Below are 24,338 nucleotides of genomic sequence, written 5' to 3' on the forward strand. Positions count from 1 at the left end.
TAACGTAAGAGGAAAGGAGGACCACTCATGCCGAAAGTATCCGTATTTAACGTAGACGGCAAAGAAGTCGGACAATTGGATCTGGCGGAAGGAGTATTCGGCCTAGAGCCGAATGTACACGTTCTGCACAGCGCCGTATTGCTCCAGCAAGCTGCCGTTCGTTCCGGCACACACGACACTAAAGGACGTTCTGAAGTGCGCGGTGGCGGACGTAAGCCATGGAAACAAAAAGGTACCGGACGCGCTCGTCAGGGCAGCATCCGTTCGCCGCAATGGAAAGGCGGCGGCATCGTCTTCGGACCGACGCCACGCAGCTATGGCTTCAAATTGCCTCGTAAAGTTCGTCGTTTGGCCATCAAGTCGGCTCTATCCAGCAAAGTTGTGGATAACCAATTGATCGTTCTTGATCAACTGAGCCTGGCCCAACCGAAAACGAAGGAAATTGCAAAAATCTTGAACAATCTCAAAGTATCCCGCAAAGCGCTGGTCGTTACTGCGGACTACGAAGAGAACGTGGCTCTGTCCGCCCGCAACATCCCAGGCGTGAAGTTCGTCGCTGCAGACGGAATTAATGTCCTCGACGTGATGAAGCATGATCAATTGATCATCACGAAGGATGCGGTCGCTAAAGTCGAGGAGGTGTTCGCGTAATGAGAAACCCTCGCGATTTGATCAAACGACCGGTCATTACCGAGCGTACGAGCGAGTTCATCGAACAGCGCAAATATGTGTTCGAAGTTGAACTGAAAGCTAACAAAACGGAAATTAAGCAAGCGATCGAGCAGATCTTCAAGGTGAAGGTCGTCGGCGTAAATACGCTCAGAATGCCTGCCAAGCCGAAGCGCTACGGCAGACACAGCGGTTATACGTCCGAGTGGAAAAAAGCCATCGTGCAGCTTTCCGAAGACAGCAAACCGCTGGATTTCTTTGAAGCTTCCGTATAAAAAGTCTCTAAAGTAAGGAGGGAATCCAATTGCCAGTCAAAAAGTTTAATCCGACAACGGCCAGCCGTCGTCAAATGACGATCGCCACGTTCGAAGAGATTACGACGAACGAGCCCGAGAAATCGTTGCTCGCGCCGCTCTCCAAACGCGCAGGCCGCAACCATCAAGGTAAAATTACGGTTCGCCACCACGGCGGCGGACATAAGCGTAAATACCGGATTATCGACTTCAAGCGCACGAAGGACGGCATCCCCGCTCGCGTGGCTACAATCGAATACGATCCGAACCGTACGTCTTATATCGCTTTGATCAACTATGCGGACGGTGAGAAAGCTTACATCATCGCTCCAAAAGGCCTTAAAGTCGGCGACGTGATTACGTCCGGACCTGAAGCCGACATCAAAGTGGGCAACACGCTTCCGCTGGAGAACATTCCTGTTGGTACGGTTATCCACAACATTGAGCTTAAGCCCGGCAAAGGCGGACAACTTGTTCGCGCAGCAGGCACAAGCGCTCAATTGCTTGGTAAAGAAGAAGCCTACGTTACAATTCGTTTGACTTCCGGCGAGATTCGCCGTATTCTCAAAACTTGCCGCGCAACGATCGGCACAGTTGGTAACCAAGACCACGAATTGCTTAACATCGGTAAAGCCGGCCGTAATCGCTGGTTAGGCAAACGCCCGACCGTTCGCGGCGTCGTCATGAACCCGAACGATCACCCGCACGGCGGTGGCGAAGGACGCGCTCCAATCGGACGCAAATCCCCGCTCTCTCCATGGGGTCAGCCAACTCTGGGCTACAAGACTCGCAAGAAGAAAAAAGCTTCTGGCAAATACATCGTTCGTCGCCGCAGCAAGTAATCGTTACTTGCTTGCCGGCGCGAGCGTCGAACTCTCAAGCCGGTTTGAAGGGAGGAGCATTCCATGGGTCGCAGTTTGAAAAAAGGACCTTTCGTGGACGACTATCTGCTTAAGAAAGTAGAAGAACTGTCCGGTTCGAATAAAAAAGTCGTTATCAAGACTTGGTCTCGCCGCTCGACGATTTTCCCGCAATTCGTGGGTCAGACGTTCGCGGTATACGACGGTCGCAAGCACGTGCCGGTCTATGTATCTGAAGACATGGTCGGTCACAAACTGGGCGAATTCGCGCCTACGCGTACGTTCAAAGGCCATACGGACGACGACAAGAAAACAGGCAAACGCTAATATAACCCTACGAAGTGAGATCGAGCCCGAGCGTTGAAGACGTAGCGGGCGATCGTCACGAGACGTACGTAAGGGAGGAGGTACACCGATGTCTCAGCAAGCGAAAGCTGTTGTGAATAACATTCGCATTCCGGCGCGCAAAGTCCGCCTGGTCGTGGACTTGATCCGCGGCAAGAAGGTTGGAGACGCGATCGCGATTTTGCGTCATACGCCTCGTTCGGCCTCTCCGGTTCTGGAGAAGCTGCTGAACTCCGCGATTGCTAACGCCGAACACAACTATCAGCTCGACGTGAACAAATTGGTCGTTTCCGAAGCCTTCGTTAACGAAGGACCAACCATGAAACGGTTCCAGCCTCGTTCCCAAGGTCGTGCATTCAGTATTTTCAAACGTTCCAGCCATATTACGCTGGTCGTATCCGAGAAATAAGGAGGGACAACGTGTGGGTCAAAAAGTAAATCCCGTCGGTCTTCGTATCGGCATCATTCGTGACTGGGAATCCAAATGGTATGCGGACAAAGATTTCGGCTCCCTCCTCATCGAGGACGTCAAAATCCGTGAATTCCTGAAGAAGAAGCTGAAAGAAGCCGCGGTTTCCAAAATCGAAATCGAACGTGCGGCCAATCGCGTCAACGTTACGATTCATACGGCTAAGCCAGGTATCGTCATCGGTAAAGGCGGTTCGGAAGTCGAAGTGCTTCGCGGCCAACTGACCAAGCTGACGAACGGCAAGAAAGTACACATCAACATCTCTGAAATCAAAAACCCTGAGCTGGACGCTATCCTCGTTGCCGAGAGCATCGCGCAACAACTGGAACGTCGCGTTTCCTTCCGTCGCGCTATGAAACAAGCGATGCAACGGACGCAGCGCGCTGGAGCAAAAGGAATCAAGACTTCCGTTAGCGGTCGTCTGGGTGGAGCGGAGATTGCTCGTCAAGAAGGATACAGCGAAGGAACGGTGCCGCTGCACACGCTTCGTGCTGACATCGATTATGGAACAGCGGAAGCTCATACGACTTACGGCCGTATCGGCGTAAAAGTATGGATCTACCGCGGCGAAGTCCTTCCGGCGAAGAAAAGAGCTGTCCAGGAAGGAGGCAACTGATCATGTTGGTCCCTAAACGCGTCAAACACCGCAAAGTACACCGCGGTAAAATGAAAGGTCGCGCCAAAGGCGGCACGGAAGTGCACTTCGGCGAATTCGGCCTGCAGGCACAGGAAGCTTCTTGGGTAACGAACCGTCAGATCGAGGCTGCTCGTATCGCGATGACTCGTTACATCAAACGGGGCGGTAAAGTTTGGATCAAAATCTTCCCTTCGAAACCGATCACCCAAAAGCCTCTCGAGGTGCGGATGGGTAGCGGTAAAGGTAACGTAGAAGCATGGGTTGCCGTTGTGAAACCGGGCAAAGTAATGTTCGAGCTCGCAGGGGTATCCGAGGAGATCGCACGCGAAGCAATGCGTCTTGCCGCTCACAAGCTGCCGGTGAAGACGAAGTTTGTGAAACGTGAAGAACTGGGTGGTGAAGCAAATGAAAGCCAGTGAATTTCGCAACCTGACATCGGCGGAACTCGAGCAGAAGATCGCCGGCTTCAAGGATGAACTGTTCAACCTCCGCTTCCAACTGGCTACCGGCCAACTGGACACCCCGCACCGCCTTGGCGAACTGCGGAAAGAAATCGCTCGGGCTAAAACCATTTTGCGCGAGCGTGAACTCGGCATCGGCTAAAACCCGGGAAAAGGAGGATGACCATGAGCGAACGCAATAATCGCAAAGTGCAAATCGGTAAAGTCGTCAGCGACAAGATGGACAAAACGATTGTGGTAGCTGTTGAGACGTACAAGAAGCACAGCCTGTACCACAAGCGGATCAAATACACGAAGAAGTTCAAAGCGCACGATGAGAACAACGAAGCGCAAATTGGCGACACCGTGAAAATCATGGAGACCCGCCCGTTGTCGAAAGACAAAACATGGCGTCTGGTCGAAATCGTCGAGAAAGCTGTACTGGCTTAATTCGACTTACTCGTTATTGAAAGGAGGACCCTGCGATGATTCAACCGTTTACGCGTCTGAAAGTTGCCGACAACTCCGGCGCGAAAGAATTGATGTGCATCCGCGTGCTTGGCGGTACTGGACGCCGCGTAGGACATATCGGTGATATGATCGTATGCTCTGTCAAACAAGCAACACCAGGCGGCGTTGTCAAAAAAGGCGACGTAGTCAAATGTGTTATCGTTCGTACGAAACGTTCGGTACGCCGCAAGGACGGCTCCTATATTGCGTTCGACGAGAACGCAGCCGTCATCGTAAAGGATGATAAGGGCCCACGTGGCACTCGTATCTTCGGACCTGTTGCCCGCGAACTTCGCGAACGCGACTTTATGAAAATCATTTCCCTGGCACCGGAAGTTTTGTAAGACTCCGGAACGCACCGATGGAGAAAGACTCAAGGAGGTGTACCCATGCCCCGTCTGAAAAAAGTGCTTGAATCGCACAACAATAAACTGCACGTGAAGAAAGACGATAACGTAATCGTCATCTCCGGCAAAGACAAAGGCAAGAAAGGCCGCATTATCGCAGCCTATCCGCGTGAAAACCGCGTTCTTGTCGAAGGCGTGAACATGATCAAACGTCATACTCGCCCGAACCCGCAAAACCAACAAGGCGGTATCATCGAACGCGAAGCGGCAATTCATGCTTCGAACGTCATGCATATCGATCCTAAGAGCGGCAAGCCGACACGTATCGGCTACAAAACGCTCGATAACGGCAAGAAGATCCGGGTCGCAAAACGTTCCGGAGAATCGATCGACTAATCGGAGTAACAACGGAAAGGAGGTCATTGTGACTCATGGCAGCAAGAATGAAGGAACGTTTCCTGAATGAAATCACTCCTGCGCTAATGCAGAAGTTTAGCTACAAGTCCGTTATGCAAGTGCCGAAAATCGAGAAAGTCGTCATCAACATGGGTGTCGGCGAGGCGGTTTCCAACTCCAAAATCATCGATTTTGCGGTTGAGGACATGCAGAAGATTGCCGGTCAGAAGCCTGTAGTTACGCGGTCCAAGAAATCGATCGCAGGCTTCCGTCTGCGGGAGAACTTGCCGATCGGCGTCAAGGTTACGCTGCGCGGCGAACGGATGTACCACTTCCTGGATAAGCTGTTCAACATTTCTCTTCCTCGCGTACGCGATTTCCACGGCGTCTCGACCAAATCGTTCGACGGCCGCGGCAACTATACGCTTGGCCTGAAAGAGCAGCTGATCTTCCCGGAGATCGAATACGACAAGATCGATAAAGTTCGCGGGATGGACATCGTCATCGTCACGACGGCACAATCGGACGAAGAAGCGCGTGAGCTGCTCACCCAATTGGGTATGCCGTTTGCGAAGTGACGATAACCCGGTCAATAGCAAAAGGTTACCTAATGGAGGTGTGAAAGCAAGTGGCAAAAACATCGATGAAAATCAAGCAACAACGCGCGCCGAAGTTTAAAGTCCAAGCTTACACGCGCTGCGAGCGTTGCGGACGTCCGCATTCCGTATTACAAAAGTTCAAAATCTGCCGGATCTGTTTCCGCGAGTTGGCATATAAGGGCCAGATTCCTGGCGTCAAAAAAGCGAGCTGGTAATCAGCCTAGTTCGGGAAGGAGGTTTACCCCATGGTTATGTCTGATCCTATTGCAGATATGTTGACGCGCATTCGCAACGCGAATCTGGTGCGTCATGAGTCTGTGGAACTGCCTGCGTCGACGGTGAAAAAGCAAATTGCTGAAATCCTGAAGCGCGAAGGCTTTATCCGCGACGCGGAGTATGTCGAAGACAACAAGCAAGGTTTGATCCGTATTTTCTTGAAATACGGCGCGAACAACGAGCGCGTTATCACAGGCCTTAAACGCATCAGCAAGCCCGGCCTGCGCGTATACACGAAATCGAACGAAGTTCCGCGCGTGTTGGGTGGCCTCGGCATCGCGATCATTTCCACATCCAAAGGCATCATCACCGACAAGGAAGCCCGTCAAGGCAAATCCGGCGGCGAAGTGCTTTGCTACGTTTGGTAATTTAACTGTCACACGATTGGAGGTGTACCCATGTCCCGTATTGGACGCAAACCGATTCAGGTGCCTAACGGCGTGAACGTGAACCTGGACAACAACGTAATTACAATCAAAGGACCGAAAGGAACTTTGTCCCGCACGCTCCACGGAGATATGAAAGTTTCGTACGAGTCCGATGTCATTACTGTTGAACGTCCTTCCGATAACAAGCTTCACCGTGCTCTGCACGGAACGACCCGTAGCGTAGTGGCCAACATGGTAAACGGCGTAACTGACGGTTATGCAAAGAACCTTGAGCTGGTCGGCGTAGGTTACCGTGCAAGCAAATCCGGCGAGAAGCTGGTATTGAACGTTGGTTATTCTCACCCGGTTGAGTTCGTTCCTGAGAACGGTATTGAATTCGAGGTTCCTGCTCAGAACAAAATCATCGTTAAAGGCATCAATAAAGAAGCCGTTGGCGAGATCGCGGCTAAAATTCGCGCCGTTCGTCCTCCTGAGCCTTACAAAGGCAAAGGAATCAAGTACGAAGGCGAACGCATTATCCGTAAAGAGGGTAAAGCAGGTAAGAAGAAATAAGACGAACGCGGCGGCCTGAGTGCCGTTCGGCGTTAATTTTATGAAGGGAGTGTAAATGCGGATGATTACTAAAGCCGACAAGAACAAGGCACGTCTGAAAAGACACCTTCGGGTTCGTAAGAAAATCAGCGGGACAAGCGAGCGTCCACGTCTGTCCGTGTTTCGTTCCTCCAAGCACATCTATGCTCAATTGATCGATGACGTTCAAGGCGTAACGCTGGCCAGCGCATCGACAGTCGACAAGGAGCTTGCTGGAAACGGAAACGGCGGAAACGTGGAAGCTGCGCGCAAAGTTGGCGAGCTGATCGCTAAACGCGCGAAGGAAAAAGGACACGAGAACGTTGTGTTCGATCGCGGCGGTTATTTGTACCACGGACGTATTCAAGCACTGGCGGATGCTGCACGCGAAGCCGGTTTACAGTTTTAATTCACTTTTGACACAAGGAGGTAAACGACTTGCGTGTAGATCCGAACACATTGGAACTGACGGAGAAAATGGTACAAATTAACCGTGTCTCCAAAGTCGTCAAGGGCGGACGTCGCTTCAGCTTCAGCGCACTCGTCGTTGTCGGAGACGGCAAAGGCTGGGTTGGCGCGGGCATCGGCAAAGCATCCGAAGTTCCTGACGCAATCCGCAAAGGCGTTGAAGACGCCAAGAAAAATCTGGTCTTCGTACCGTTCGTTGGAACGACGATTCCACATGCCGTTACGGGAAGGTTCGGCGCCGGCAAAGTGTTGTTGAAACCAGCATCGGAAGGTACGGGCGTTATCGCGGGCGGTCCTGTTCGCGCGGTGCTCGAACTGGCTGGAGTCGGCGATATTTTGACGAAATCGCTGGGATCCTCCAACTCCATTAACATGGTCAATGCGACGTTGGAAGGTTTGTCTCGCCTGAAACGCGCCGAAGACGTAGCGAAACTGCGCGGCAAAACCGTTGCAGAGCTATTCCGCTAAGGAGGGGAAACAGATGGCACAGCTTCAAATTACCCTCGTTCGCAGTTTGATCGGCCGTCCTGAGAATCAACGCCAAACGGTGAAATCTCTGGGCCTCGGCAAGCTGCATTCGTCCGTAGTTAAGGAAGACAATGTCGCGATTCGCGGCATGGTCAATACGGTTAGTCACCTGATCGAAGTTAAAGAAGTGTAAAATAGACACCAAGCATAAAAAATCAAGGAGGTGCGACGTACGATGAAATTGCATGAGCTGTCTCCTAACGCAGGCTCCAAGTTCACCCGTAAGCGGGTTGGACGCGGCGCCGGCAGCGGTCTCGGCAAAACGTCCGGTCGCGGTCACAAAGGGCAGAACGCTCGTTCCGGCGGCGGTGTGCGTCCCGGATTCGAGGGCGGACAAAACCCGTTGTACCGTCGGGTTCCTAAGCGCGGTTTCAACAACGATCGTTTTGCTACTGTATTCGCGATCGTTAATCTTGATGATTTGAACCGTTTTGCGGCGGGAACGGAAGTTACGCCTGAATTGCTTCTGAGCGAAGGCATACTGAAAAATCCAAAAGACGGAATTAAAATTTTGGGCAATGGCGAGTTGAGTGTGCAACTGACTGTTAAAGCTCATAAGTTTTCTCAGTCTGCTGCAGAAAAAATTCAAGCCGCCGGCGGTAAAACCGAGGTGATCTAATGTTCGCGACCGTCACTAACATTTGGAAAGTTGAGGACCTTCGCAAGAGGATCCTCTTCACCCTTTTCATCCTGTTAATTTACCGTATCGGTTCCTTTATCCCGGTCCCGAACATTAATAAAGACGTGTTGACGATGGCCGACCAAGCGGGTACCGACCTGTTCGGCCTTCTGAATACTTTCTCCGGCGGTGCGCTGTTCAATTTCTCCATCTTTGCCTTGGGAATCACACCGTACATTACGGCGTCGATCATCGTTCAATTGCTTTCCATGGACGTCATTCCGAAGTTCTCGGAATGGCAGAAGGAAGGCGAGAACGGCAAGCGTAAGCTGGCTCAGATCACTCGTTACGGAACGATCGTTCTCGGGCTTATCCAAGCTTTCGCTACGGCAATCGGCTTTAACCGGATGTATTCGTACGAAATGGTCATCGATGCGAATGTCGCGACGTATCTTATGATTGCGATTGTATTGACGGCAGGTACGGCATTCCTGATGTGGCTCGGCGAGCAGGTCAACGAAAAAGGTATCGGCAACGGTATCTCGATCCTGATCTTCGCGGCGATCGTCGCATCCTTGCCTAAACACATTCGCGACATTTACGAAACCCAATTCGTAGATTCCAGCCAAGTGTTCCTGAACATTGTGAAGGTGCTGATTATCCTGATCGTAATCGTCCTGATTATCGCAGGCGTCATCTTCATTCAGCAAGGCGTGCGCAAGATTCCTGTACAATACGCCAAACGGGTTGTCGGACAGAAGATGTACGGCGGCCAATCGACGCACATTCCGCTTAAAGTGAATGGCGCGGGCGTAATCCCGGTTATCTTCGCGGTATCGCTGCTGATGTTCCCGATCACGATTGCTCAGTTCTGGGCGAACAAGGCTTGGGCACAGTGGGTTATCAATCATATGTACTACGACCAGCCGCTTGGCATGGTGCTGTACGTACTGCTGATTATCGGATTTACGTTCTTCTACACGTTCGTTCAGTTCAACCCACAGCAATTGGCGGACAATATGAAGAAGAACGGCGGCTACATTCCGGGCATTCGTCCGGGCAAGCCAACCGCCGGTTTCCTGACGCGGGTCATTACTCGCATCACGCTTGCAGGCGCGATTTTCCTGGCTTTGATCTCGGTTCTGCCGGTGTTCTTCGGATATCTTGCGGATCTTCCTCGTACAGTTCAACTGGGCGGCACCTCGCTGCTCATTATTGTCGGGGTAGCGCTTGAGACGATGAAGCAGATCGAGAGCCAATTGATCAAACGCCATTACAAAGGGTTTATCAATAAGTAATCTACGAGACGGACAGGAGGAACAGCAATGAACATTCTGTTTATGGGGCCTCCTGGCGCCGGCAAAGGAACGCAGGCAGAGCGGATCGTAGCGCAATTCGGCATTCCGCACATCTCGACGGGTGATGCGTTTCGTTTAGCCATGAAGCAAGGCACGCCGCTGGGACAGAAGGCTAAGGAGTACGTCGACCAAGGTCTTCTCGTTCCGGACGAAGTGACGAACGGCATCGTGCGCGATCGTCTCGCGGCTGAGGATTGTGCGAGCGGATTTCTGCTCGACGGCTTCCCGCGGACGCTCGCTCAAGCTGAAGCGCTCGACGGCATGCTGGCCGAAATGGGCCGCAAGATCGATCACGTCATCAACCTCAAGGTGGACCGCGGCTTCCTGTTGGCCCGCCTGACCGGAAGACGAATCTGCAAAACTTGCGGCGCAACGTATCATATTGTGTTTAACCCTCCGAAGCAGGAAGGCATCTGCGATAAGGACGGGGGAGAGCTGTATCAGCGTTCCGACGATACGGAAGAGAAAGTGGGCACTCGTCTTGACGAGTATATCAGCAAGACGGCTCCGCTGCTGACGTATTACGGCGACAAAGGTTTGCTCCGCGAAGTAGACGGAGAGAAGGATATCGACGCGGTAACGGGCGATATTGCTTCCCTACTCAGAGGTTAATCGGCTATGATCGTGATCAAGTCCGAGAAAGAGTTGAACTTGATGCGGGAGGCGGGCCGAATCGTCGCTGAGACGCATCGCTTGATGAAGCAAGCGATCGTTCCCGGCGTGACGACCGCCGAGCTCGATCGGATCGCCGACGCGTTCATCCGAAGCCAAGGCGCCGTTCCCTCTTTCAAAGGTTACAACGGTTTTCCCGCCAGCATATGCGCCTCCACGAACGAGGAACTCGTGCATGGGTTTCCCGGACCGCGGAAGCTCGTAGAAGGCGACATCATCAGCATCGATATCGGTGCACAGTATCAGGGCTACCACGGCGATTCCGCATGGACATACGGAGTCGGCCAGATCAGCGACGAAGCGCAAAGATTGCTGGACGTGACCGAAGCTTCCCTCTATGCAGGGCTTGAGTTGGTTCGTCCGGACGTCAGGTTGTTTACAGTCTCTCATGGTATTCAGAAGGTGATCGAAGACGCGGGCTTCTCCGTCGTCAGAGAATATGTCGGACACGGCGTAGGCGCGGCTCTTCACGAAGAACCGCAAATTCCGAATTACGGAGCGCCGGACCGCGGACCGAGACTGAAGCCGGGGATGACGCTCGCGATCGAGCCGATGGTCAATGTGGGAGAGCGATACGTAAAGACCTTGTCCGACAATTGGACGGTCGTTACGGTGGACGGATCCCTGTGCGCGCATTTCGAGCATACGATAGCCGTGACCGAAGACGGGTATGAAATACTGACCCGTGCATAAAGCCAGGTGAAGGATATGACGGTAAACGTGAAGCTTGCGCCCGGCGACATCGTAAGAAGCCGGCGTGGAAAAGACGAAGGTGAGCTAGCGGTCGTGATCGCCCTTGTCGAGGAGCGATTCGCGCTCGTGGCCGACGGCGATAAACGCCGCTTCGACCGGCCCAAACGCAAAAACGTGCTGCATCTCGAACGGATCGGGGTCCGAAGCGAGGAGGTTGCCAGCAGCATTCGCGACACTGGACGCGTAACCAACGCGAAGCTTCGGTACGCTATCGATCAAATCGAACGACGGCTCGATGCTGAAGAGAAAGGAGAATGACGGGTGGCCAAAGAGGACGTCATCGAGGTTGAAGGAACGGTCGTTGAACCGTTGCCGAATGCCATGTTCAAGGTAGAGCTGGAGAACGGACATCAAATCCTTGCGCATGTTTCCGGTAAGCTCCGGATGCATTTCATACGGATTCTGACGGGGGATAAAGTGGTTATTCAATTATCGCCCTACGATCTGACGCGCGGACGTATCACATACCGCAAATAAGTTCGTTCGCTCCACATTTAAGGAGGGTATTATCATGAAGGTGAGACCTTCGGTCAAACCGATTTGCGAAAAATGCAAAGTCATTCGCCGCAAAGGTAACGTCATGGTTATCTGCGAGAACCCGAAGCATAAACAAAAACAAGGCTAACGATAGAAGGAGGTGCCTCTTACTATGGCACGTATATCTGGTGTTGACCTCCCGCGCGACAAGCGCGTGGAAATCGCCCTGACGTACATCTTCGGAATTGGCAAGTCCACTTCCCAGAAGGTGCTGGCGTCCACGGGCGTCAATCCCGACACTCGCGTTCGTGATCTGACCGAAGACGAGCTGGCTCGTCTGCGCGAAACGATCGACAAAGAAGTGAAGGTCGAGGGCGACTTGCGTCGCGAAATTGCACTAAACATCAAACGGCTGATCGAAATCGGCTGCTATCGTGGCATCCGTCACCGCCGCGGTCTTCCGGTTCGCGGACAACGTTCGAAGACGAACGCTCGTACACGCAAAGGTCCGCGTCGTACGGTAGCGAACAAGAAGAAATAAGGGGGGATAACAAAACATGGCACAAAAGGGCAAGAAAGTCGTTCGTACCAAGCGTCGTGATCGCAAGAATATCGACTCCGGCGTGGCACATATCCGTTCCACGTTCAACAATACGATCGTTACGATTACGGACCCGCACGGTAACGCGGTTTCCTGGGCTAGCTCCGGTAACCTCGGTTTCAAAGGTTCCCGTAAGAGCACGCCGTTTGCCGCTCAAATGGCTGCCGAGTCCGCAGCACGCGCTGCAATGGAACACGGAATGCGTTTGGTTGAAGTATCCGTTAAAGGTCCCGGCGCAGGCCGCGAAGCTGCGATTCGTTCGTTGCAAGCTGCCGGTCTTGAAGTCAGCATGATCCGAGACGTAACGCCAATCCCGCATAACGGATGCCGTCCTCCGAAACGCCGCCGCGTATAACAACGTTGCTGTTGTGGTATCAAACAAGAACAACTTGAGAATAATGGTTGTAACGGTTAGGCATACTACACGGTTTAGCCCATAAACATTGCTGAAATATCTCATTGGGTGAACAAAGGCAACGTCAGCGACGTTTTTGAAGGAGGTTTTGGTTATGATAGTGATCGAGAAACCAAAAATCGATTCCGTGGAACTTCATGATGACAAGAGATACGGGCGTTTTGTTGTTGAGCCGCTGGAACGCGGCTACGGCATGACGCTCGGCAACTCTCTGCGCCGCATTCTGCTGTCGTCCTTGCCGGGCGCAGCCGTCGTATCGGTTCAGATTGACGGCGTGCTTCATGAATTTTCCACGATTCCGGGTGTTATTGAGGATGTAACGCAAATCATCCTCAATCTGAAGCAGTTATCGCTGAAGATTCATTCGGACGAGGAGAAAGTGCTCGAGATCGATGCGGAAGGCGACGGGGTCGTAACGGCCGGCGATATTCGCGCGGACAGCGACGTCGAAATTCTGAATCCGGATTTGCATATCGCAACTCTGGCTTCCGGAGCCCGTCTGCACATGCGCATTTTCGCGCGTGTCGGACGCGGTTATGTGCCTTCGGATCGGAACAAGAAGGAAGATCAGCCGATCGGCGTTATTCCGGTCGATTCGATCTACACCCCGATTACTCGCGTGAACTATCAGGTTGAGAATACGCGTGTCGGTCAGGTTACAAACTACGACAAGCTAACGCTTGAAGTATGGACCGACGGCAGTATTCGGCCTGAAGAAGCAGTGAGCTTGGGCGCCAAAATTTTGACCGATCACCTTTCCTTGTTCGTAGGGCTTACGGACGAGGCTAAAGATACCGAAACGATGAAGGAAAAAGAAGAGGACAAGAAAGAAAAAGTGCTTGAGATGACGATCGAAGAGCTCGATCTTTCCGTCCGTTCTTACAACTGCCTGAAGCGTGCCGGCATCAACACCGTTCAAGAGCTGATCACGAAAACTGAAGAGGACATGATGAAGGTCCGCAACCTGGGCCGCAAGTCTTTAGAGGAAGTTCAAGAGAAGCTGGAAGAACTGGGATTGGGCTTACGCTTCGAGGAATAGCATCGTTACCAGCAGCAAAGGAGGGAAAACAAAATGGCTTATCAAAAACTGAGTCGCGATTCCAGCGCGCGGAAAGCTTTGTTCCGCGATCTGACGACCGACCTGTTCCTGTACGAGCGCATCCAAACGACTGAAGCGAAAGCTAAAGAAGTTCGCTCGATCGCAGAGCGTCTGATCACTTTGGCTAAGCGCGGCGACTTGCACGCCCGTCGTCAAGTGGCGGCGTTCGTTCGTCGTGAAACGCTGAATGGCGAGCAAGACGCCATCCAAAAACTGTTCTCCGATCTCGCACCGCGTTATGCGGAGCGTCCGGGCGGCTATACGCGCATCCTGAAGCTGGGACCTCGCCGCGGAGATTCGGCTCCGATGGTGTATCTCGAGCTCGTAGATCGCGCTTAAGGAACGGAGCAAAGAAGGATGGACCGAATCCCGCATTCGGATCATCCTTTTTTTGTGCTGAAGCTTGGAATTCGGCCGCTTAGGCCTCGCTTGGAGGAGATGGCATGCGCAATATCGCTCTCATTGTCAGTTATGACGGGACGGACTACAGTGGGTTTCAAAGCCAACCCGGCGGCAATACGATTCAGGATAAATTGGAGCAGGTAATTTCTAAACTGACCGGCGAGCGAGTGCGATTGATGGGCTCCGGAAGAACCGATGCCGGGGTACATGCCCGCTGCCAAGTCGTCAACTTTGAGACGTCCTCCACTATTCCGATCGAGAGATGGGCAATCGCGCTAAGCACGAGACTGCCAAACGATATTGTCGTGCAGAGCGCTTATAGCGTTCCCGATCATTTTCATTCCCGCCGCGATGCCCTCAGCAAAACGTATCGCTATACGATCAATTGCAACCGCATGCCGGATTTGTTTCGGCGACGCTATGAATTCCACCATCCGACTCCGCTAGACCTCGAAGCAATGAGAGCCGGGGCGGCGCATCTGGTCGGCGAGCATGACTTTACTTCGTTTACTTCCCCGCTGTCGACCAAGCCGAGTCATGTACGCACCATTCTTGAGACGAAGCTTGTTCACGAAACAAGAACCGAGGCGGAAGGGCTATACGCCAATCCGATCTATAACCGCGAGTGGGACGAGCGCCATTATCCGGGCAAGACGCGCGGTGTGATTCATCTCTACGTGACAGGCACGGGGTTTCTCTACAATATGGTGCGCATTATTGCCGGGACACTGATTCAGATCGGCGAAAGCAAGATCGCCCCCGAAGCGATGCCGGGCATTTTGGCGGCTCGCAACCGCGCAAGGTCGGGGCCGACGGCCATTCCTCAAGGACTTTCCTTGTGGGAGGTCGTCTATGAGCATTTGCCGTCAGGTCAGTGAGAATGGGAATAAATTCGAAATGGAGTCTCTTAGGGCGTGTATCCTAGGCTACGAGCGAAAATTTGCAACTTTAAACTTGCATAAGCATTGGGCTTCATGTAAAATAGAGTTTGTGCTTTCTGCGTGGCTACCCACGGCCCCAGCGCAGAGAAGTCACTCTTTTGGTGTGTTTGACGGAATCGATCCTCGATCGGTTTCCACATCCAAGTCAAGCGCATCGTTGAAATACCCGATGTATGAATGTAATTGATCTAACCCATAAAAGCAGGGAATTTACCCGAAGGAGGATGTTTCATGCGTACAACTTACATGGCTAAGCCGCTTGAAGTAGAGCGCAAATGGCTTATCATCGACGCCGCTGGCAAAACGCTCGGTCGTCTGGCCAGCGAAGCGGCTGCTCTGATCCGCGGCAAACACAAACCGGAATTTACTCCTCATATCGATACCGGAGATTTCGTTATCGTCATCAATGCGGAGAAAATCGTCCTGACAGGCAAGAAGCTGCAGCAGAAGAAATACTACACGCACTCCCACTATCCAGGCGGACTGAAAACGACGACCGCTCAGGAAATGCTGAACAAGAAACCTGCTCGCATCATCGAATTGGCGGTTTACGGCATGCTTCCTAAGAACAAGCTCGGACATCAGCTTCAAGGCAAGCTGAAAGTGTACGCTGGTAGCGAACATCCACATCAAGCCCAACAACCTGAAGTTTACGAACTTCGCGGATAATAAAAGGAGGACTTTCGAATGGCTCAAGTGCAATATTTAGGAACGGGTCGCCGCAAGCACTCCGTTGCGCGGGTTCGTCTCGTGCCGGGTGAAGGCCGCATCGTTATCAACAAACGCGAAATCAACGACTACTTTGACGTCGAGACGTTGAAGCTGATCGTTAAACAACCATTGAACCTGACCGAGACTGTCGGTAAATACGACATTATCGTACTGGCTCATGGCGGCGGTACGTCCGGCCAAGCCGGCGCAATCCGTCACGGAATTTCCCGCGCACTGCTTAAAGCGGATCCGGAACTGCGCCCTGCGCTGAAGAAAGCCGGCTTCCTGACTCGCGATGCCCGCATGAAAGAGCGTAAGAAATACGGCTTGAAAGCCGCTCGTCGCGCTCCTCAATTCTCGAAGCGTTAAGAAGCTTCGGCATACAAGGAAACTCAGCCTCCGACCCTTATGGTCGGGGGCTTTCTTGTTGTTTTTCAATGAGAAGGAGCGATAATTTCGTTCCTTTTTTTCAATTAAATTGCTGATCTTGCATCCACTTTAATCTATTTTGGATTGAAGTATTTGGGTTGCAGGCGTATAATGGGTGTATTCATACTTAAATACTTGGGTATAGCGGAGGTCATAACGATGAATTTGATCGAAAAGGAAAATCTGATTCGAATCAAAGCCGAAGAGTTTGAGAACGCATCGCCGGAAACCGTCATCGCTTGGGCGATCGAGACGTTCCCGAACATCACGTTCGCGTGCAGCTTCGGAGCAGAGGACGTTGTGCTGGTGGATATGATTCAGAAGATCAGCCCGTCTACGGACATTTTTTATCTGGACACCGATTTCCACTTCAAGGAAACCTACGAGACGCGCGACCGCATCGCTGAGAGGTACAACCTGAAGTTCGTCGAAGTGAAATCGAAGCTGACGCCGGAGCAGCAAGAGGCGGAGCACGGGGCGGAGCTATGGAAGAGCGATCCGACGGCTTGCTGCAACCTGCGCAAAGTCGAGCCGCTGACGCGCATTCTCTCCCAGTACGAAGCGTGGATTACCGGCATTCGCCGCGATCAGGCGCCCACTCGCGCAAATTCGAAGAAAGTCGAATACGATACGAAGTTCGGCCTGGTGAAATTTAATCCGATCGCTGCATGGACTTCGGAAGACGTCTGGAATTACATTCGCGACAACGATCTGATCTACAATCCGCTGCACGACCAGAACTTTCCCAGCATCGGTTGCGAGTATTGCACCAAGCCGGTCATGCCGGGCGAAGATCCCCGTTCGGGCCGTTGGGCGGGCAATGAGAAGACGGAGTGCGGTCTGCACAAATAAGTTGCCGAGCTGTTTGAATGGAATGATATCAATTTTATCGCATTTTATCGCTTAACGAAGGAGCTACTCAGAAGATGAGCGCAATTTTGCCGCATGGCGGAGCATTGGTTAATCGGGTGGTTGAAGGGCAGGAACGCGAGGCATTGTTGGCCCAAGCCGGCGAATGGGTATCGATTCCTGTCAACGCGTGGACGATATCGGATCTGGATCTGATCGGTGTCGGAGCGTTCAGCCCGTTGACCGGATTTATGAACGAGGACGACTACCTGTCTGTTGTGAACGACATGAAGCTGGCGAACGGAGCGATCTGGAGTATCCCGATTACGCTGGCCGTGTCGGAGGATTACGCGAAAAAGCTGTCTCCCGGTCAGAAGGCCGCTCTTGTCGGAGAGAGCGACGGCATCCTATACGGCGTGATCACCGTAGAGAGTATCTATAAAGCGGATAAGCGGCATGAGGCCGTAAAAGTATTCAAGACGGACGATATCGAGCATCCCGGCGTCGTAAAGCTGTTCGATCGTCCCGACACCTACATCGGAGGACCGGTTCAAGTGCTGAATCGTCCCGTTCCCGAGAAGTTCAACGAATTTTATTTTACACCGACGGAAACTCGCCGTATCTTCGCGGAGAAAGGTTGGAAGACCGTAGTCGGCTTCCAGACTCGCAATCCTGTACACCGGGCGCACGAGTATATTCAGAAAGCGGCGATGGAAATCGTCGACGGCCTGTTCCTGAACCCGCTCGTCGGGGAGACGAAATCGGATGACGTCCCGGCTAACGTAAGGATGAAGAGCTATCTGGCCCTGCTGGAAAACTATTATCCGCAAGATCGCGTGTTTCTGGGTGTATTCCCTGCGGCGATGCGTTATGCAGGCCCGCGAGAAGCGATCTTCCACGCGCTTGTGCGCAAGAACTACGGCTGCACCCATTTTATCGTCGGCCGGGATCACGCGGGCGTAGGCGACTACTACGGAACCTACGAGGCCCAGGAACTGCTGAAGGCGTTCCCTCCCGAGCAATTGGGCATTACTCCGCTCTATTTCGAGCATAGCTTCTTCTGCACGAAATGCGGCAATATGGCATCCAGCAAAACCTGTCCGCATGGCAAAGAAGACCATCTGACTCTGTCAGGCACTAAGGTCCGCGCCTTGCTGCGCGACGGAATTTGCCCGCCTCCAGAGTTCTCGCGTCCCGAAGTGGCAGCAATTCTCATCGAAGGCATGGCTGAAGCCAGCAAATCTTACTCGATATAACTCATAAAAATCCACCTTGTCCCATAAAATGTAGGGAGTTTTCCCGGGACGAGGTGGATTTATTTTGTTAAACGGACAACGCAAATCATGGCTTCACACGCTGAAGAGACGTAAACATCTGGTGGTATGGGTGACGAGGCAGGCTCTGCTGCGCCTTGGGATCGTCGTATGCCTGATCGCTCTGACCGCGGCTTTGTTTCTGAGCGAAATTCCGTCGGCGCGGACGTGGACGCATTGGACGCTGCCGTTGTCCGGCAAAGTCATTGCGCTAGATGCCGGGCATGGAGGAGCCGACGGAGGCGCGGTCAGCCGAGACGGGGTGATCGAGAAGGATTTGAACCTGGCTGTCGTGCTGTATTTGCGGGACTATCTGCAGCAAGCCGGAGCTCTTGTAATTCTGACTCGGGAAGGCGATTACGATCTGGCGCAGCCCGGTACGAAGAGCTATACCCGCCGCAAGACCGAGGATTTGCTGCGCCGAGCCGAGCAGGTCAGCAAGCGACAGGTCGATCTGGCCGTAAGCATCCATATGAACAGCATCCCGTCACCCAGATGGTCTGGAGCTCAGACGTTCTATGCGGCGAATAACGCGGAAGGCAAGCGTCTGGCCGCAGATATCCAGACCGAGCTGAGGAACGTGCTGGGCAACACGCAGCGGATTGCCAAGCAGGCGGACACCGTCTACTTGCTTAAGGCGCTCAAAATGCCGACCGCGCTCGTCGAAGTCGGATTTCTGTCGCACCCGGAAGAGGCGAGCTTGCTCGCGGACGAAGAGTATCAGAGGAAGGTGGCGGCGTCTATTTATCGCGGAATTCTGAAATTTGCGTCCGAACAGCCGGAATCTCCGCCTCAATCCGGTGAATCGAAAGAGCCTGTGTTATAATGGCTATTGTAAAGGCATGCACTATTAAGTAATGGGGGTCGACTTGTGGTCACCAAAGAAAAGGTATTGGAAGCTCTGCAGCCCGTGCTTGAGCCCGCGCTTAAACGAAGCCTGACCGAATTGGGGCTCGTTCGAGATATAATGATTCGGGAGTCGGCCGTCTCGCTGACCGTCGTGCTGCATCCGGACAGCATGGAACAGGCATCCGCCATGGAGCAGGACGTCGTTAAGGCACTCTCAAGCGTAGTCGAAGGCACGCCTCATATTCGAGTTCGCGCGATGACGGAGCTTGAGCTGTCGGAGGCGGGAGCGGGCCGGGAGAGCGCGGCGTCCAAGTCGTCGGCCAAGGCTCAGGAAGCGCCGATTAAAGGGCATGGCGCCGGTCTGGAGCAGCATACGATTCTTCATCCGGAGAGCGGCGTCGAGTTCATTGCCATCGCCAGCGGCAAAGGCGGCGTCGGCAAGTCTACGGTGACGGTAAATCTGGCTGTCGCCCTGGCGCGCCAAGGCAAGCGAGTAGGCTTGATCGATAGCGACATCTACGGATTCAGCGTGCCGGATATGATGGGCATTGAGGAGCGTCCGGTGCAGGTCGGCAACAAAATTCAGCCGATCGAACGCTTTGGGGTGAAGGTCATCTCGATGGGCTTCTTCGTCGAAGACAATAGTCCGATCGTCTGGCGCGGACCGATGCTTGGTAAGATGCTGCGCAATTTCTTCGCCGAGATCGATTGGGGAGAGCTGGATTACCTGCTGCTCGATTTGCCGCCGGGAACGGGAGATGTTGCGCTTGACGTTCACCAGATGATTCCGCAAAGCAAAGAAATCATCGTGACGACGCCTCATGCGACCGCCGCCTTCGTTGCGGCTCGGGCCGGAGCGATGGCCATCAAGACGAATCACGAGATTATCGGAGTCGTCGAGAACATGTCCTACTTCGAGAGCAAAGCGACGGGCGAAAGGGAATATGTATTCGGCAGAGGGGGCGGCGGCAAGCTGGCCGAGACGCTCGGCACCGATCTGCTGGCGCAATTTCCGCTCGGAGCTCCCGACAATCATCCGGCTGAACCGGATTTCTCCCCGTCGGTGTACAAGGCCGACTCGGAGATCGGGCGCGAATATCTAGCTCTGGCGCAGACGATCATCGACCGCTGCGCCAAATAATGAAGCAAAGGGGCTGTTTCCTGCAGCGGGCATATTGCCGCCGCGGGAAACAGCCCCACGTTGTCTAACTTTATTCACCGCCGCCGCTTTCCGAATCTCCGCTTCCGCCTTCGCCTTCTCCGCTTTCTTCCGCACCGCCGCTCTGATCCTTTTTCTCCTCTTTTTTCTGAGTCTTCGGAGTCAGTTCTTCCTTTACGACGCTTTGCAGAAGCTTAATAATTTCCAGCTTAAACAGCGGATTCTGCATTTGTTCGGTGACCGAGCTCATAATTACTTTGCGAACGTCGGGGTTTTTCATCGAATCGGTCAAAATTTTCGTCATTTCCGGTGTTTTAAACATGTCGACGAGTTCATGCTGATAAGCCGGATCCTTCATAAGATCTTTATGAATTTGTTTGTTGTCTTTGCTGACGGCTTTGGCAAACTCTCCTGCGAATTTGGGATCGCGCATAATGCCTTCCAATACGGTGGAATATTCCGGTGCAGTCAGGACGTCTTTAACGGCGAGTCGGACCTGGACCTGATCCGAAGGCGTCATGCTCTTCATTTGCAGCGTGCTTTCTCCATACTGGGCGTTAGACGCCTTTTCCATTGCTTTCTGACCTTCCTCGGAACCGAGGATGTCGACGACCATCGATTTGACTTCTTTATAACTGACTTGACCCCCGCCCCCGCCTCCGGACTCCTGCCCGCAGGACGTCACTAAGAGGGAGGCGCCCAGCAGACATCCTAACCATCGCAAGCGATATCGCATACCGACCATTCCCTTCATAGGGTTATGGCTGTAGTATGCTTCGACAACCTTGTGAATATAAGGAGTTGTTCATGGCTTTTTAGCTTGTTCATGGTAAAATGAAGGTTGAACATTCGGAGGAGGTTTCCTTAACTTGAGCTTACGAAAATGGATGAAATTATTCGGTATGACGATTGTGATCGGCGCTATTGTAACTGTGGTCGGGAGCGTATGCATTCAGCTGTTCAATCCTGATTTTCGCAACGTAGAGGCAAGCGGATGGTTGTCCTACGTGTTAATGATGGCTTTGATCGGAATGACTTTCGGCGCTTTTGCGCATATGGGCTTTTTCGCGTATATGATGTTGAATTATATCGCTCGCAGCATTTTCAAACGGCCTTATTATTGGGTGGCCATTCAAGGCTTTGTCGCTCTGTTCGTGCTAATTGAAATCGGTTATTGGACTTACGACACGAATTTTCCAAGCTTGACGTTCCTGGTCGTTCCGCTCGCGCTGCTGGTCGGTTCGGTGCTGGTTGCGTGGTTTAAAGTCAGCCAGACGGCGGCAGGAGCCTGGATTCCGACGATTTTCTTCATGGTCGCCATCACGGTGCTGGAGTCCATCCCCGCTTTCAGAACGGGGGACATCTCTTCCCTGCTGTACCAGCTGATCCCGCTATTTATCTGCAACGGGTATCAAATCATGCAATTGCATAAAATATTGGGACAGCCGTCCGGAGCCGGAGCGGCTGCCGCCTTAGCTAAATAAAGTAAGGAGAGGCCAGTTCGTTCCATGCGGAACGATCCTGCACGACTTTGCTTTTGGTCTCTGTCTGGTTGATCAATTGGGATACCGTAACAAATTCGTAACCTTTGGCGCGAAGCTGATCGATGATTTCGGGAAGCGCCTGATGCGTCTGTTTGCTGGAATCGCTGGCATGCAGCAGGACGATGTCGCCCTCGTGCGCCTTCTCGACGACTCGGTTTACGATCGTATCCACTCCGGGATTTTTCCAATCGAGAGAATCCGTATCCCACTGAACGACCTTGTAGTTAAGCTCGTCCGCGATGCGGAGCACGCGCTTGTCGAAATCCCCGTTGGGCAATCGGATCAACGACGGGGATTTGCCGGTCATATCCCTTAGAATGCCGTCCGCAATCGTGATCTGCCTGCGGATTTCCTCTTCGCTGTATTGACTGTAGTTGTCGTGCTTGTGACCGTGGCTGCCGATTTCGTAACCGGCATCCGCGATCTTTTTGACAAGATCGGGGTGCGCTTTGCTCCAAGGCGCAGACAAGAAAAAGGTGACGTTTTCCACGTTTTTGGCTTTCAAAACTTCCAGGATCGGTTCGGCTCGTTTTTCTCCCCAGCTAATGTCGAACGTAAGCGCAATCACCTTGCGGTCCGTCGGCACGTTGTATACGGCGGAGGGAGGATGCGGAGCAAAGACGCTCAGGTTGTTTTTTTCGACCCAGATCACGGCTACGGATAGCATGGCCGCCATAGTAAGAAAAAATGCCTTTTTAATGCGCCGCCCGTTAAATACGAAAAAGTGATTCATGGATTCGATCGGCTCCTTTCCGGAGGTTAAGATGGTTCGACGGCTTCGTTGCGCCTAAGACGGGACTGGCCGTAGAACTTGGATACTATCAATGTATGCTTGGCCCATAGAGATATTCGAATAGAGTTGAAGCTCACATCAGTCGTTCGATTGGGGGATAAAGCTAATGTTTACGCGTCAAGGCTTGCTGCTCTCATGGAGAGAAACGCGCCCGTATTTTATTTTTGCGGTTATTTTGTTTTTTGCCGGAATGGTCATTGGGGGGACGCCGAACGCGCCTACGGAATATCTGGAAAGCCAGCTCCAAGGAATCGCTACCCTTTCGAACTCGATCAAAAACTCCGACACACCTGAGATAATGGCGTTTCTTCTGATCACCGCGAATAACATTTTTGCTTCGTTGATGGCAATGGGGATGGGCATTATTGCGGGGATTATGCCGATCTACACGCTGGTGGCCAACGGAATGGTTCTCGGCTACTTGTTGTCGCAATTCTCGGAAAGCGGAGAGAACATGTTCATGTTGATCGTCAAAGGCTTGCTGCCTCACGGTATTTTGGAGCTGCCAGCCGTATTCCTCGCTTGCGCGTTCGGAATAAGATTTGGTATGACGTTGATCAGGGGCGTGTTCGGTTCGGCATTCGGTAAAAAAGAACCTTGGCAGCCGTTCGTCCGAACGGCTACGGGAGCGTTACCGGCTATAATCGTTGTCGTCGTTTTGCTGCTGCTTGGCGCCGTTGTGGAGAGTACGGTTACTTTCTGGCTAATGAAGCCTTGAAGTTAAGTTGGGCGATTTCCCCAGATCGATGTCATAAAGTTGGCAGAAAAGGAGCATAACAGTAGAACGCGCCGGAGTTTGCCCGCGACCTGTCGGGCGAAGGCTCCGGCCTTCTAATTACGGGAGGATGATTCCGTTCTATGCTCGGTATGATGTTTACGGATAAGGAATGCAAGGAGTTCGATTACTTGCTTCGCAAGGAAATGGACGAGATGCTGCTCGATATGAGCGATCGTCGGTTAGACGGACCTGTAAAAGATGCAATTACAAGGCGGTACAAAATCATCTTCCGCATGTACGCGCGCATTGCTCCGCCAAGGGAATTATCGCGTTATGCGCTAGGGTTAAAGCAGCAAACTCATAAATCTTGAAAAAAATCGAATCTAGAGCTTGACCAGCGCTATTAAATTGTGGTAAATTAGCTTTCGCCCCGCTTTTAGAGGGGACGAGCGGACAAGCTTCGAAATAACGGCAAAAAAGTTTTTGAAAAAAACTGTTGCCAAGAGGTAGTCAGCTGTGATACATTATAAAGGTCGCTGTTAACGCGGTGACGGAATAAAGCAACACTGAGAAACACCGATTGTTCTTTGAAAACTGAACATTGAGCGTAAGAAACAAAAACGTCGGAAGACGGCTTCGGTCGTCGGAAGGCAAACCAGCAGTGAATGAGCCTCAAAGGCTCTGTGCGTTGGAGACTTTCACTCTCGGGACTTCCTCTGGAAGCCCTGCCGTGAAAGCTCCTTTCATGGAGAGTTTGATCCTGGCTCAGGACGAACGCTGGCGGCGTGCCTAATACATGCAAGTCGAGCGGATCTCTGATGGAGCTTGCTCCTGATGAGG

41 protein-coding genes and 1 rRNA gene are annotated in these 24,338 nt (G+C 52.6%); 40 read left to right on the forward strand and 2 right to left on the reverse strand.

Annotated features, from left to right (window positions below; translation table 11 throughout):
* The first annotated feature begins 27 nt into the window (after positions 1-27).
* The 36 genes from rplD (at position 28) to DFP98_RS36585 (ending at position 20,425) form a co-directional block, all read left to right on the forward strand.
* Complete coding sequence (gene rplD / locus DFP98_RS36410) at positions 28-651, forward strand: 50S ribosomal protein L4 (RefSeq protein ID WP_116065560.1); 624 nt, start codon at positions 28-30, stop codon at positions 649-651.
* Positions 651-944 (forward strand): 50S ribosomal protein L23, encoded by a 294-nt coding sequence (rplW, locus tag DFP98_RS36415; protein ID WP_094050626.1) that lies wholly within the window; start codon positions 651-653, stop codon positions 942-944. The genes rplD and rplW overlap by 1 nt, the downstream gene beginning before the upstream one ends.
* A gap of 29 nt (positions 945-973) precedes the next feature.
* A complete protein-coding gene (gene rplB / locus DFP98_RS36420; RefSeq protein ID WP_116065561.1) occupies positions 974-1,804 on the forward strand; it encodes a 50S ribosomal protein L2 in 831 nt (276 codons plus the stop codon).
* A 63-nt stretch (positions 1,805-1,867) separates the two neighbouring features.
* The gene (gene rpsS, locus DFP98_RS36425) at positions 1,868-2,149 is read left to right on the forward strand and encodes a 30S ribosomal protein S19 (protein WP_116065562.1); all 282 of its coding nucleotides are present in this window, start codon (positions 1,868-1,870) and stop codon (positions 2,147-2,149) included.
* An 88-nt stretch (positions 2,150-2,237) separates the two neighbouring features.
* Positions 2,238-2,576, forward strand: coding sequence for a 50S ribosomal protein L22 (rplV, locus tag DFP98_RS36430; RefSeq protein WP_094050623.1), 339 nt, complete (start codon positions 2,238-2,240; stop codon positions 2,574-2,576).
* 13 nt (positions 2,577-2,589) lie between these two features.
* Positions 2,590-3,252, forward strand: coding sequence for a 30S ribosomal protein S3 (gene rpsC / locus DFP98_RS36435; protein WP_116065563.1), 663 nt, complete (start codon positions 2,590-2,592; stop codon positions 3,250-3,252).
* Between the two features lie 2 nt (positions 3,253-3,254).
* Positions 3,255-3,692 carry a 50S ribosomal protein L16 gene (gene rplP / locus DFP98_RS36440; protein WP_116065564.1) on the forward strand — a complete coding sequence of 146 codons (438 nt, stop codon included), beginning with the start codon at positions 3,255-3,257 and terminating at the stop codon, positions 3,690-3,692.
* Positions 3,679-3,876, forward strand: coding sequence for a 50S ribosomal protein L29 (gene rpmC / locus DFP98_RS36445; protein WP_094050620.1), 198 nt, complete (start codon positions 3,679-3,681; stop codon positions 3,874-3,876). The genes rplP and rpmC overlap by 14 nt, the downstream gene beginning before the upstream one ends.
* A 23-nt stretch (positions 3,877-3,899) precedes the next feature.
* Positions 3,900-4,163, forward strand: a complete 264-nt coding sequence (gene rpsQ / locus DFP98_RS36450; protein WP_094050619.1) for a 30S ribosomal protein S17 — start codon at positions 3,900-3,902, stop codon at positions 4,161-4,163.
* Between the two features lie 35 nt (positions 4,164-4,198).
* Entirely contained in the window at positions 4,199-4,567 is a 369-nt protein-coding gene (gene rplN / locus DFP98_RS36455; RefSeq protein ID WP_116065565.1) for a 50S ribosomal protein L14, read from the forward strand.
* 45 nt (positions 4,568-4,612) lie between these two features.
* Positions 4,613-4,966: a 50S ribosomal protein L24 gene (gene rplX, locus DFP98_RS36460; protein WP_116065566.1), complete on the forward strand. Its 354-nt coding sequence runs from the start codon at positions 4,613-4,615 to the stop codon at positions 4,964-4,966.
* Positions 4,967-5,001: 35 nt separating this feature from the next.
* Positions 5,002-5,544 (forward strand): 50S ribosomal protein L5, encoded by a 543-nt coding sequence (gene rplE / locus DFP98_RS36465; RefSeq protein ID WP_116065567.1) that lies wholly within the window; start codon positions 5,002-5,004, stop codon positions 5,542-5,544.
* Between the two features lie 50 nt (positions 5,545-5,594).
* The gene (locus DFP98_RS36470; protein WP_027087364.1) at positions 5,595-5,780 is read left to right on the forward strand and encodes a type Z 30S ribosomal protein S14; all 186 of its coding nucleotides are present in this window, start codon (positions 5,595-5,597) and stop codon (positions 5,778-5,780) included.
* A gap of 30 nt (positions 5,781-5,810) precedes the next feature.
* Positions 5,811-6,209 (forward strand): 30S ribosomal protein S8, encoded by a 399-nt coding sequence (gene rpsH / locus DFP98_RS36475; protein WP_116065568.1) that lies wholly within the window; start codon positions 5,811-5,813, stop codon positions 6,207-6,209.
* A 30-nt stretch (positions 6,210-6,239) separates the two neighbouring features.
* The gene (gene rplF, locus DFP98_RS36480) at positions 6,240-6,782 is read left to right on the forward strand and encodes a 50S ribosomal protein L6 (RefSeq protein ID WP_116065569.1); all 543 of its coding nucleotides are present in this window, start codon (positions 6,240-6,242) and stop codon (positions 6,780-6,782) included.
* A 61-nt stretch (positions 6,783-6,843) separates the two neighbouring features.
* On the forward strand, positions 6,844-7,209 hold the full coding sequence (gene rplR / locus DFP98_RS36485; protein WP_116065570.1) for a 50S ribosomal protein L18: 366 nt from the start codon (positions 6,844-6,846) through the stop codon (positions 7,207-7,209).
* Positions 7,210-7,238: 29 nt separating this feature from the next.
* Positions 7,239-7,736 (forward strand): 30S ribosomal protein S5, encoded by a 498-nt coding sequence (rpsE, locus tag DFP98_RS36490; protein WP_116065571.1) that lies wholly within the window; start codon positions 7,239-7,241, stop codon positions 7,734-7,736.
* Between the two features lie 13 nt (positions 7,737-7,749).
* Positions 7,750-7,929: a 50S ribosomal protein L30 gene (gene rpmD / locus DFP98_RS36495; RefSeq protein WP_116065572.1), complete on the forward strand. Its 180-nt coding sequence runs from the start codon at positions 7,750-7,752 to the stop codon at positions 7,927-7,929.
* Positions 7,930-7,971: 42 nt separating this feature from the next.
* Complete coding sequence (rplO, locus tag DFP98_RS36500; protein WP_116065573.1) at positions 7,972-8,415, forward strand: 50S ribosomal protein L15; 444 nt, start codon at positions 7,972-7,974, stop codon at positions 8,413-8,415.
* The gene (secY, locus tag DFP98_RS36505; RefSeq protein ID WP_116065574.1) at positions 8,415-9,713 is read left to right on the forward strand and encodes a preprotein translocase subunit SecY; all 1,299 of its coding nucleotides are present in this window, start codon (positions 8,415-8,417) and stop codon (positions 9,711-9,713) included. Before rplO ends, secY begins: the two co-directional genes overlap by 1 nt.
* Before the next feature lie 27 nt (positions 9,714-9,740).
* Positions 9,741-10,385, forward strand: a complete 645-nt coding sequence (locus DFP98_RS36510; RefSeq protein ID WP_116065575.1) for an adenylate kinase — start codon at positions 9,741-9,743, stop codon at positions 10,383-10,385.
* Positions 10,386-10,391: 6 nt separating this feature from the next.
* Positions 10,392-11,138, forward strand: coding sequence for a type I methionyl aminopeptidase (map, locus tag DFP98_RS36515; RefSeq protein WP_116065576.1), 747 nt, complete (start codon positions 10,392-10,394; stop codon positions 11,136-11,138).
* Between the two features lie 15 nt (positions 11,139-11,153).
* Positions 11,154-11,456 (forward strand): KOW domain-containing RNA-binding protein, encoded by a 303-nt coding sequence (locus DFP98_RS36520; protein ID WP_116065577.1) that lies wholly within the window; start codon positions 11,154-11,156, stop codon positions 11,454-11,456.
* A 3-nt stretch (positions 11,457-11,459) separates the two neighbouring features.
* On the forward strand, positions 11,460-11,675 hold the full coding sequence (infA, locus tag DFP98_RS36525) for a translation initiation factor IF-1 (RefSeq protein WP_116065578.1): 216 nt from the start codon (positions 11,460-11,462) through the stop codon (positions 11,673-11,675).
* Between the two features lie 34 nt (positions 11,676-11,709).
* Positions 11,710-11,823, forward strand: coding sequence for a 50S ribosomal protein L36 (rpmJ, locus tag DFP98_RS36530; RefSeq protein ID WP_003333770.1), 114 nt, complete (start codon positions 11,710-11,712; stop codon positions 11,821-11,823).
* Positions 11,824-11,847: 24 nt separating this feature from the next.
* On the forward strand, positions 11,848-12,216 hold the full coding sequence (gene rpsM, locus DFP98_RS36535) for a 30S ribosomal protein S13 (RefSeq protein WP_094050606.1): 369 nt from the start codon (positions 11,848-11,850) through the stop codon (positions 12,214-12,216).
* A 16-nt stretch (positions 12,217-12,232) separates the two neighbouring features.
* Entirely contained in the window at positions 12,233-12,631 is a 399-nt protein-coding gene (gene rpsK / locus DFP98_RS36540) for a 30S ribosomal protein S11 (RefSeq protein ID WP_094050605.1), read from the forward strand.
* 154 nt (positions 12,632-12,785) lie between these two features.
* Positions 12,786-13,730 carry a DNA-directed RNA polymerase subunit alpha gene (locus DFP98_RS36545; protein ID WP_116065579.1) on the forward strand — a complete coding sequence of 315 codons (945 nt, stop codon included), beginning with the start codon at positions 12,786-12,788 and terminating at the stop codon, positions 13,728-13,730.
* 33 nt (positions 13,731-13,763) lie between these two features.
* The gene (rplQ, locus tag DFP98_RS36550) at positions 13,764-14,129 is read left to right on the forward strand and encodes a 50S ribosomal protein L17 (RefSeq protein WP_116065580.1); all 366 of its coding nucleotides are present in this window, start codon (positions 13,764-13,766) and stop codon (positions 14,127-14,129) included.
* A gap of 104 nt (positions 14,130-14,233) precedes the next feature.
* Positions 14,234-15,070, forward strand: a complete 837-nt coding sequence (gene truA / locus DFP98_RS36555; protein WP_116065581.1) for a tRNA pseudouridine(38-40) synthase TruA — start codon at positions 14,234-14,236, stop codon at positions 15,068-15,070.
* Between the two features lie 294 nt (positions 15,071-15,364).
* Positions 15,365-15,802, forward strand: a complete 438-nt coding sequence (gene rplM / locus DFP98_RS36560; protein WP_116065582.1) for a 50S ribosomal protein L13 — start codon at positions 15,365-15,367, stop codon at positions 15,800-15,802.
* An 18-nt stretch (positions 15,803-15,820) separates the two neighbouring features.
* Positions 15,821-16,213 (forward strand): 30S ribosomal protein S9, encoded by a 393-nt coding sequence (gene rpsI, locus DFP98_RS36565; RefSeq protein ID WP_116065583.1) that lies wholly within the window; start codon positions 15,821-15,823, stop codon positions 16,211-16,213.
* Between the two features lie 219 nt (positions 16,214-16,432).
* Positions 16,433-17,125, forward strand: a complete 693-nt coding sequence (locus DFP98_RS36570) for a phosphoadenylyl-sulfate reductase (protein ID WP_116065584.1) — start codon at positions 16,433-16,435, stop codon at positions 17,123-17,125.
* Between the two features lie 74 nt (positions 17,126-17,199).
* Positions 17,200-18,378 carry a sulfate adenylyltransferase gene (sat, locus tag DFP98_RS36575; protein WP_116065585.1) on the forward strand — a complete coding sequence of 393 codons (1,179 nt, stop codon included), beginning with the start codon at positions 17,200-17,202 and terminating at the stop codon, positions 18,376-18,378.
* 64 nt (positions 18,379-18,442) lie between these two features.
* Complete coding sequence (cwlD, locus tag DFP98_RS36580) at positions 18,443-19,261, forward strand: N-acetylmuramoyl-L-alanine amidase CwlD (protein ID WP_246017109.1); 819 nt, start codon at positions 18,443-18,445, stop codon at positions 19,259-19,261.
* 45 nt (positions 19,262-19,306) lie between these two features.
* A complete protein-coding gene (locus DFP98_RS36585) occupies positions 19,307-20,425 on the forward strand; it encodes a P-loop NTPase (RefSeq protein WP_116065586.1) in 1,119 nt (372 codons plus the stop codon).
* Positions 20,426-20,495: 70 nt separating this feature from the next.
* Here DFP98_RS36585 and gerD read toward each other — a convergent pair whose 3' ends face one another.
* Positions 20,496-21,179: a spore germination lipoprotein GerD gene (gene gerD, locus DFP98_RS36590; protein WP_246017117.1), complete on the reverse strand. Its 684-nt coding sequence runs from the start codon at positions 21,177-21,179 to the stop codon at positions 20,496-20,498.
* Positions 21,180-21,312: 133 nt separating this feature from the next.
* Here gerD and DFP98_RS36595 point away from each other — a divergent pair, with 133 nt between their 5' ends.
* Positions 21,313-21,927: a KinB-signaling pathway activation protein gene (locus DFP98_RS36595; protein ID WP_147310332.1), complete on the forward strand. Its 615-nt coding sequence runs from the start codon at positions 21,313-21,315 to the stop codon at positions 21,925-21,927.
* On the opposite strand, the gene pdaB is transcribed toward DFP98_RS36595, so the two are convergent.
* On the reverse strand, positions 21,920-22,720 hold the full coding sequence (gene pdaB / locus DFP98_RS36600; protein ID WP_116065589.1) for a polysaccharide deacetylase family sporulation protein PdaB: 801 nt from the start codon (positions 22,718-22,720) through the stop codon (positions 21,920-21,922). The two genes, DFP98_RS36595 and pdaB, sit on opposite strands and share 8 nt — an antisense overlap.
* 166 nt (positions 22,721-22,886) lie before the next feature.
* On the opposite strand from pdaB, the gene DFP98_RS36605 reads away from it, so the two are divergent.
* The 3 genes from DFP98_RS36605 to DFP98_RS36615 form a co-directional block, all read left to right on the forward strand.
* Positions 22,887-23,498, forward strand: a complete 612-nt coding sequence (locus tag DFP98_RS36605; RefSeq protein ID WP_116065590.1) for a stage II sporulation protein M — start codon at positions 22,887-22,889, stop codon at positions 23,496-23,498.
* Between the two features lie 140 nt (positions 23,499-23,638).
* Positions 23,639-23,869 carry a hypothetical protein gene (locus DFP98_RS36610; RefSeq protein ID WP_116065591.1) on the forward strand — a complete coding sequence of 77 codons (231 nt, stop codon included), beginning with the start codon at positions 23,639-23,641 and terminating at the stop codon, positions 23,867-23,869.
* Positions 23,870-24,240: 371 nt separating this feature from the next.
* Positions 24,241-24,338: ribosomal RNA gene (locus tag DFP98_RS36615) — 16S ribosomal RNA — on the forward strand; the annotation flags it as partial.

This window comes from Cohnella phaseoli (assembly GCF_003386235.1).
In the GTDB taxonomy this organism is placed as follows: Bacteria; Bacillota; Bacilli; order Paenibacillales; family Paenibacillaceae; genus Cohnella; species Cohnella phaseoli.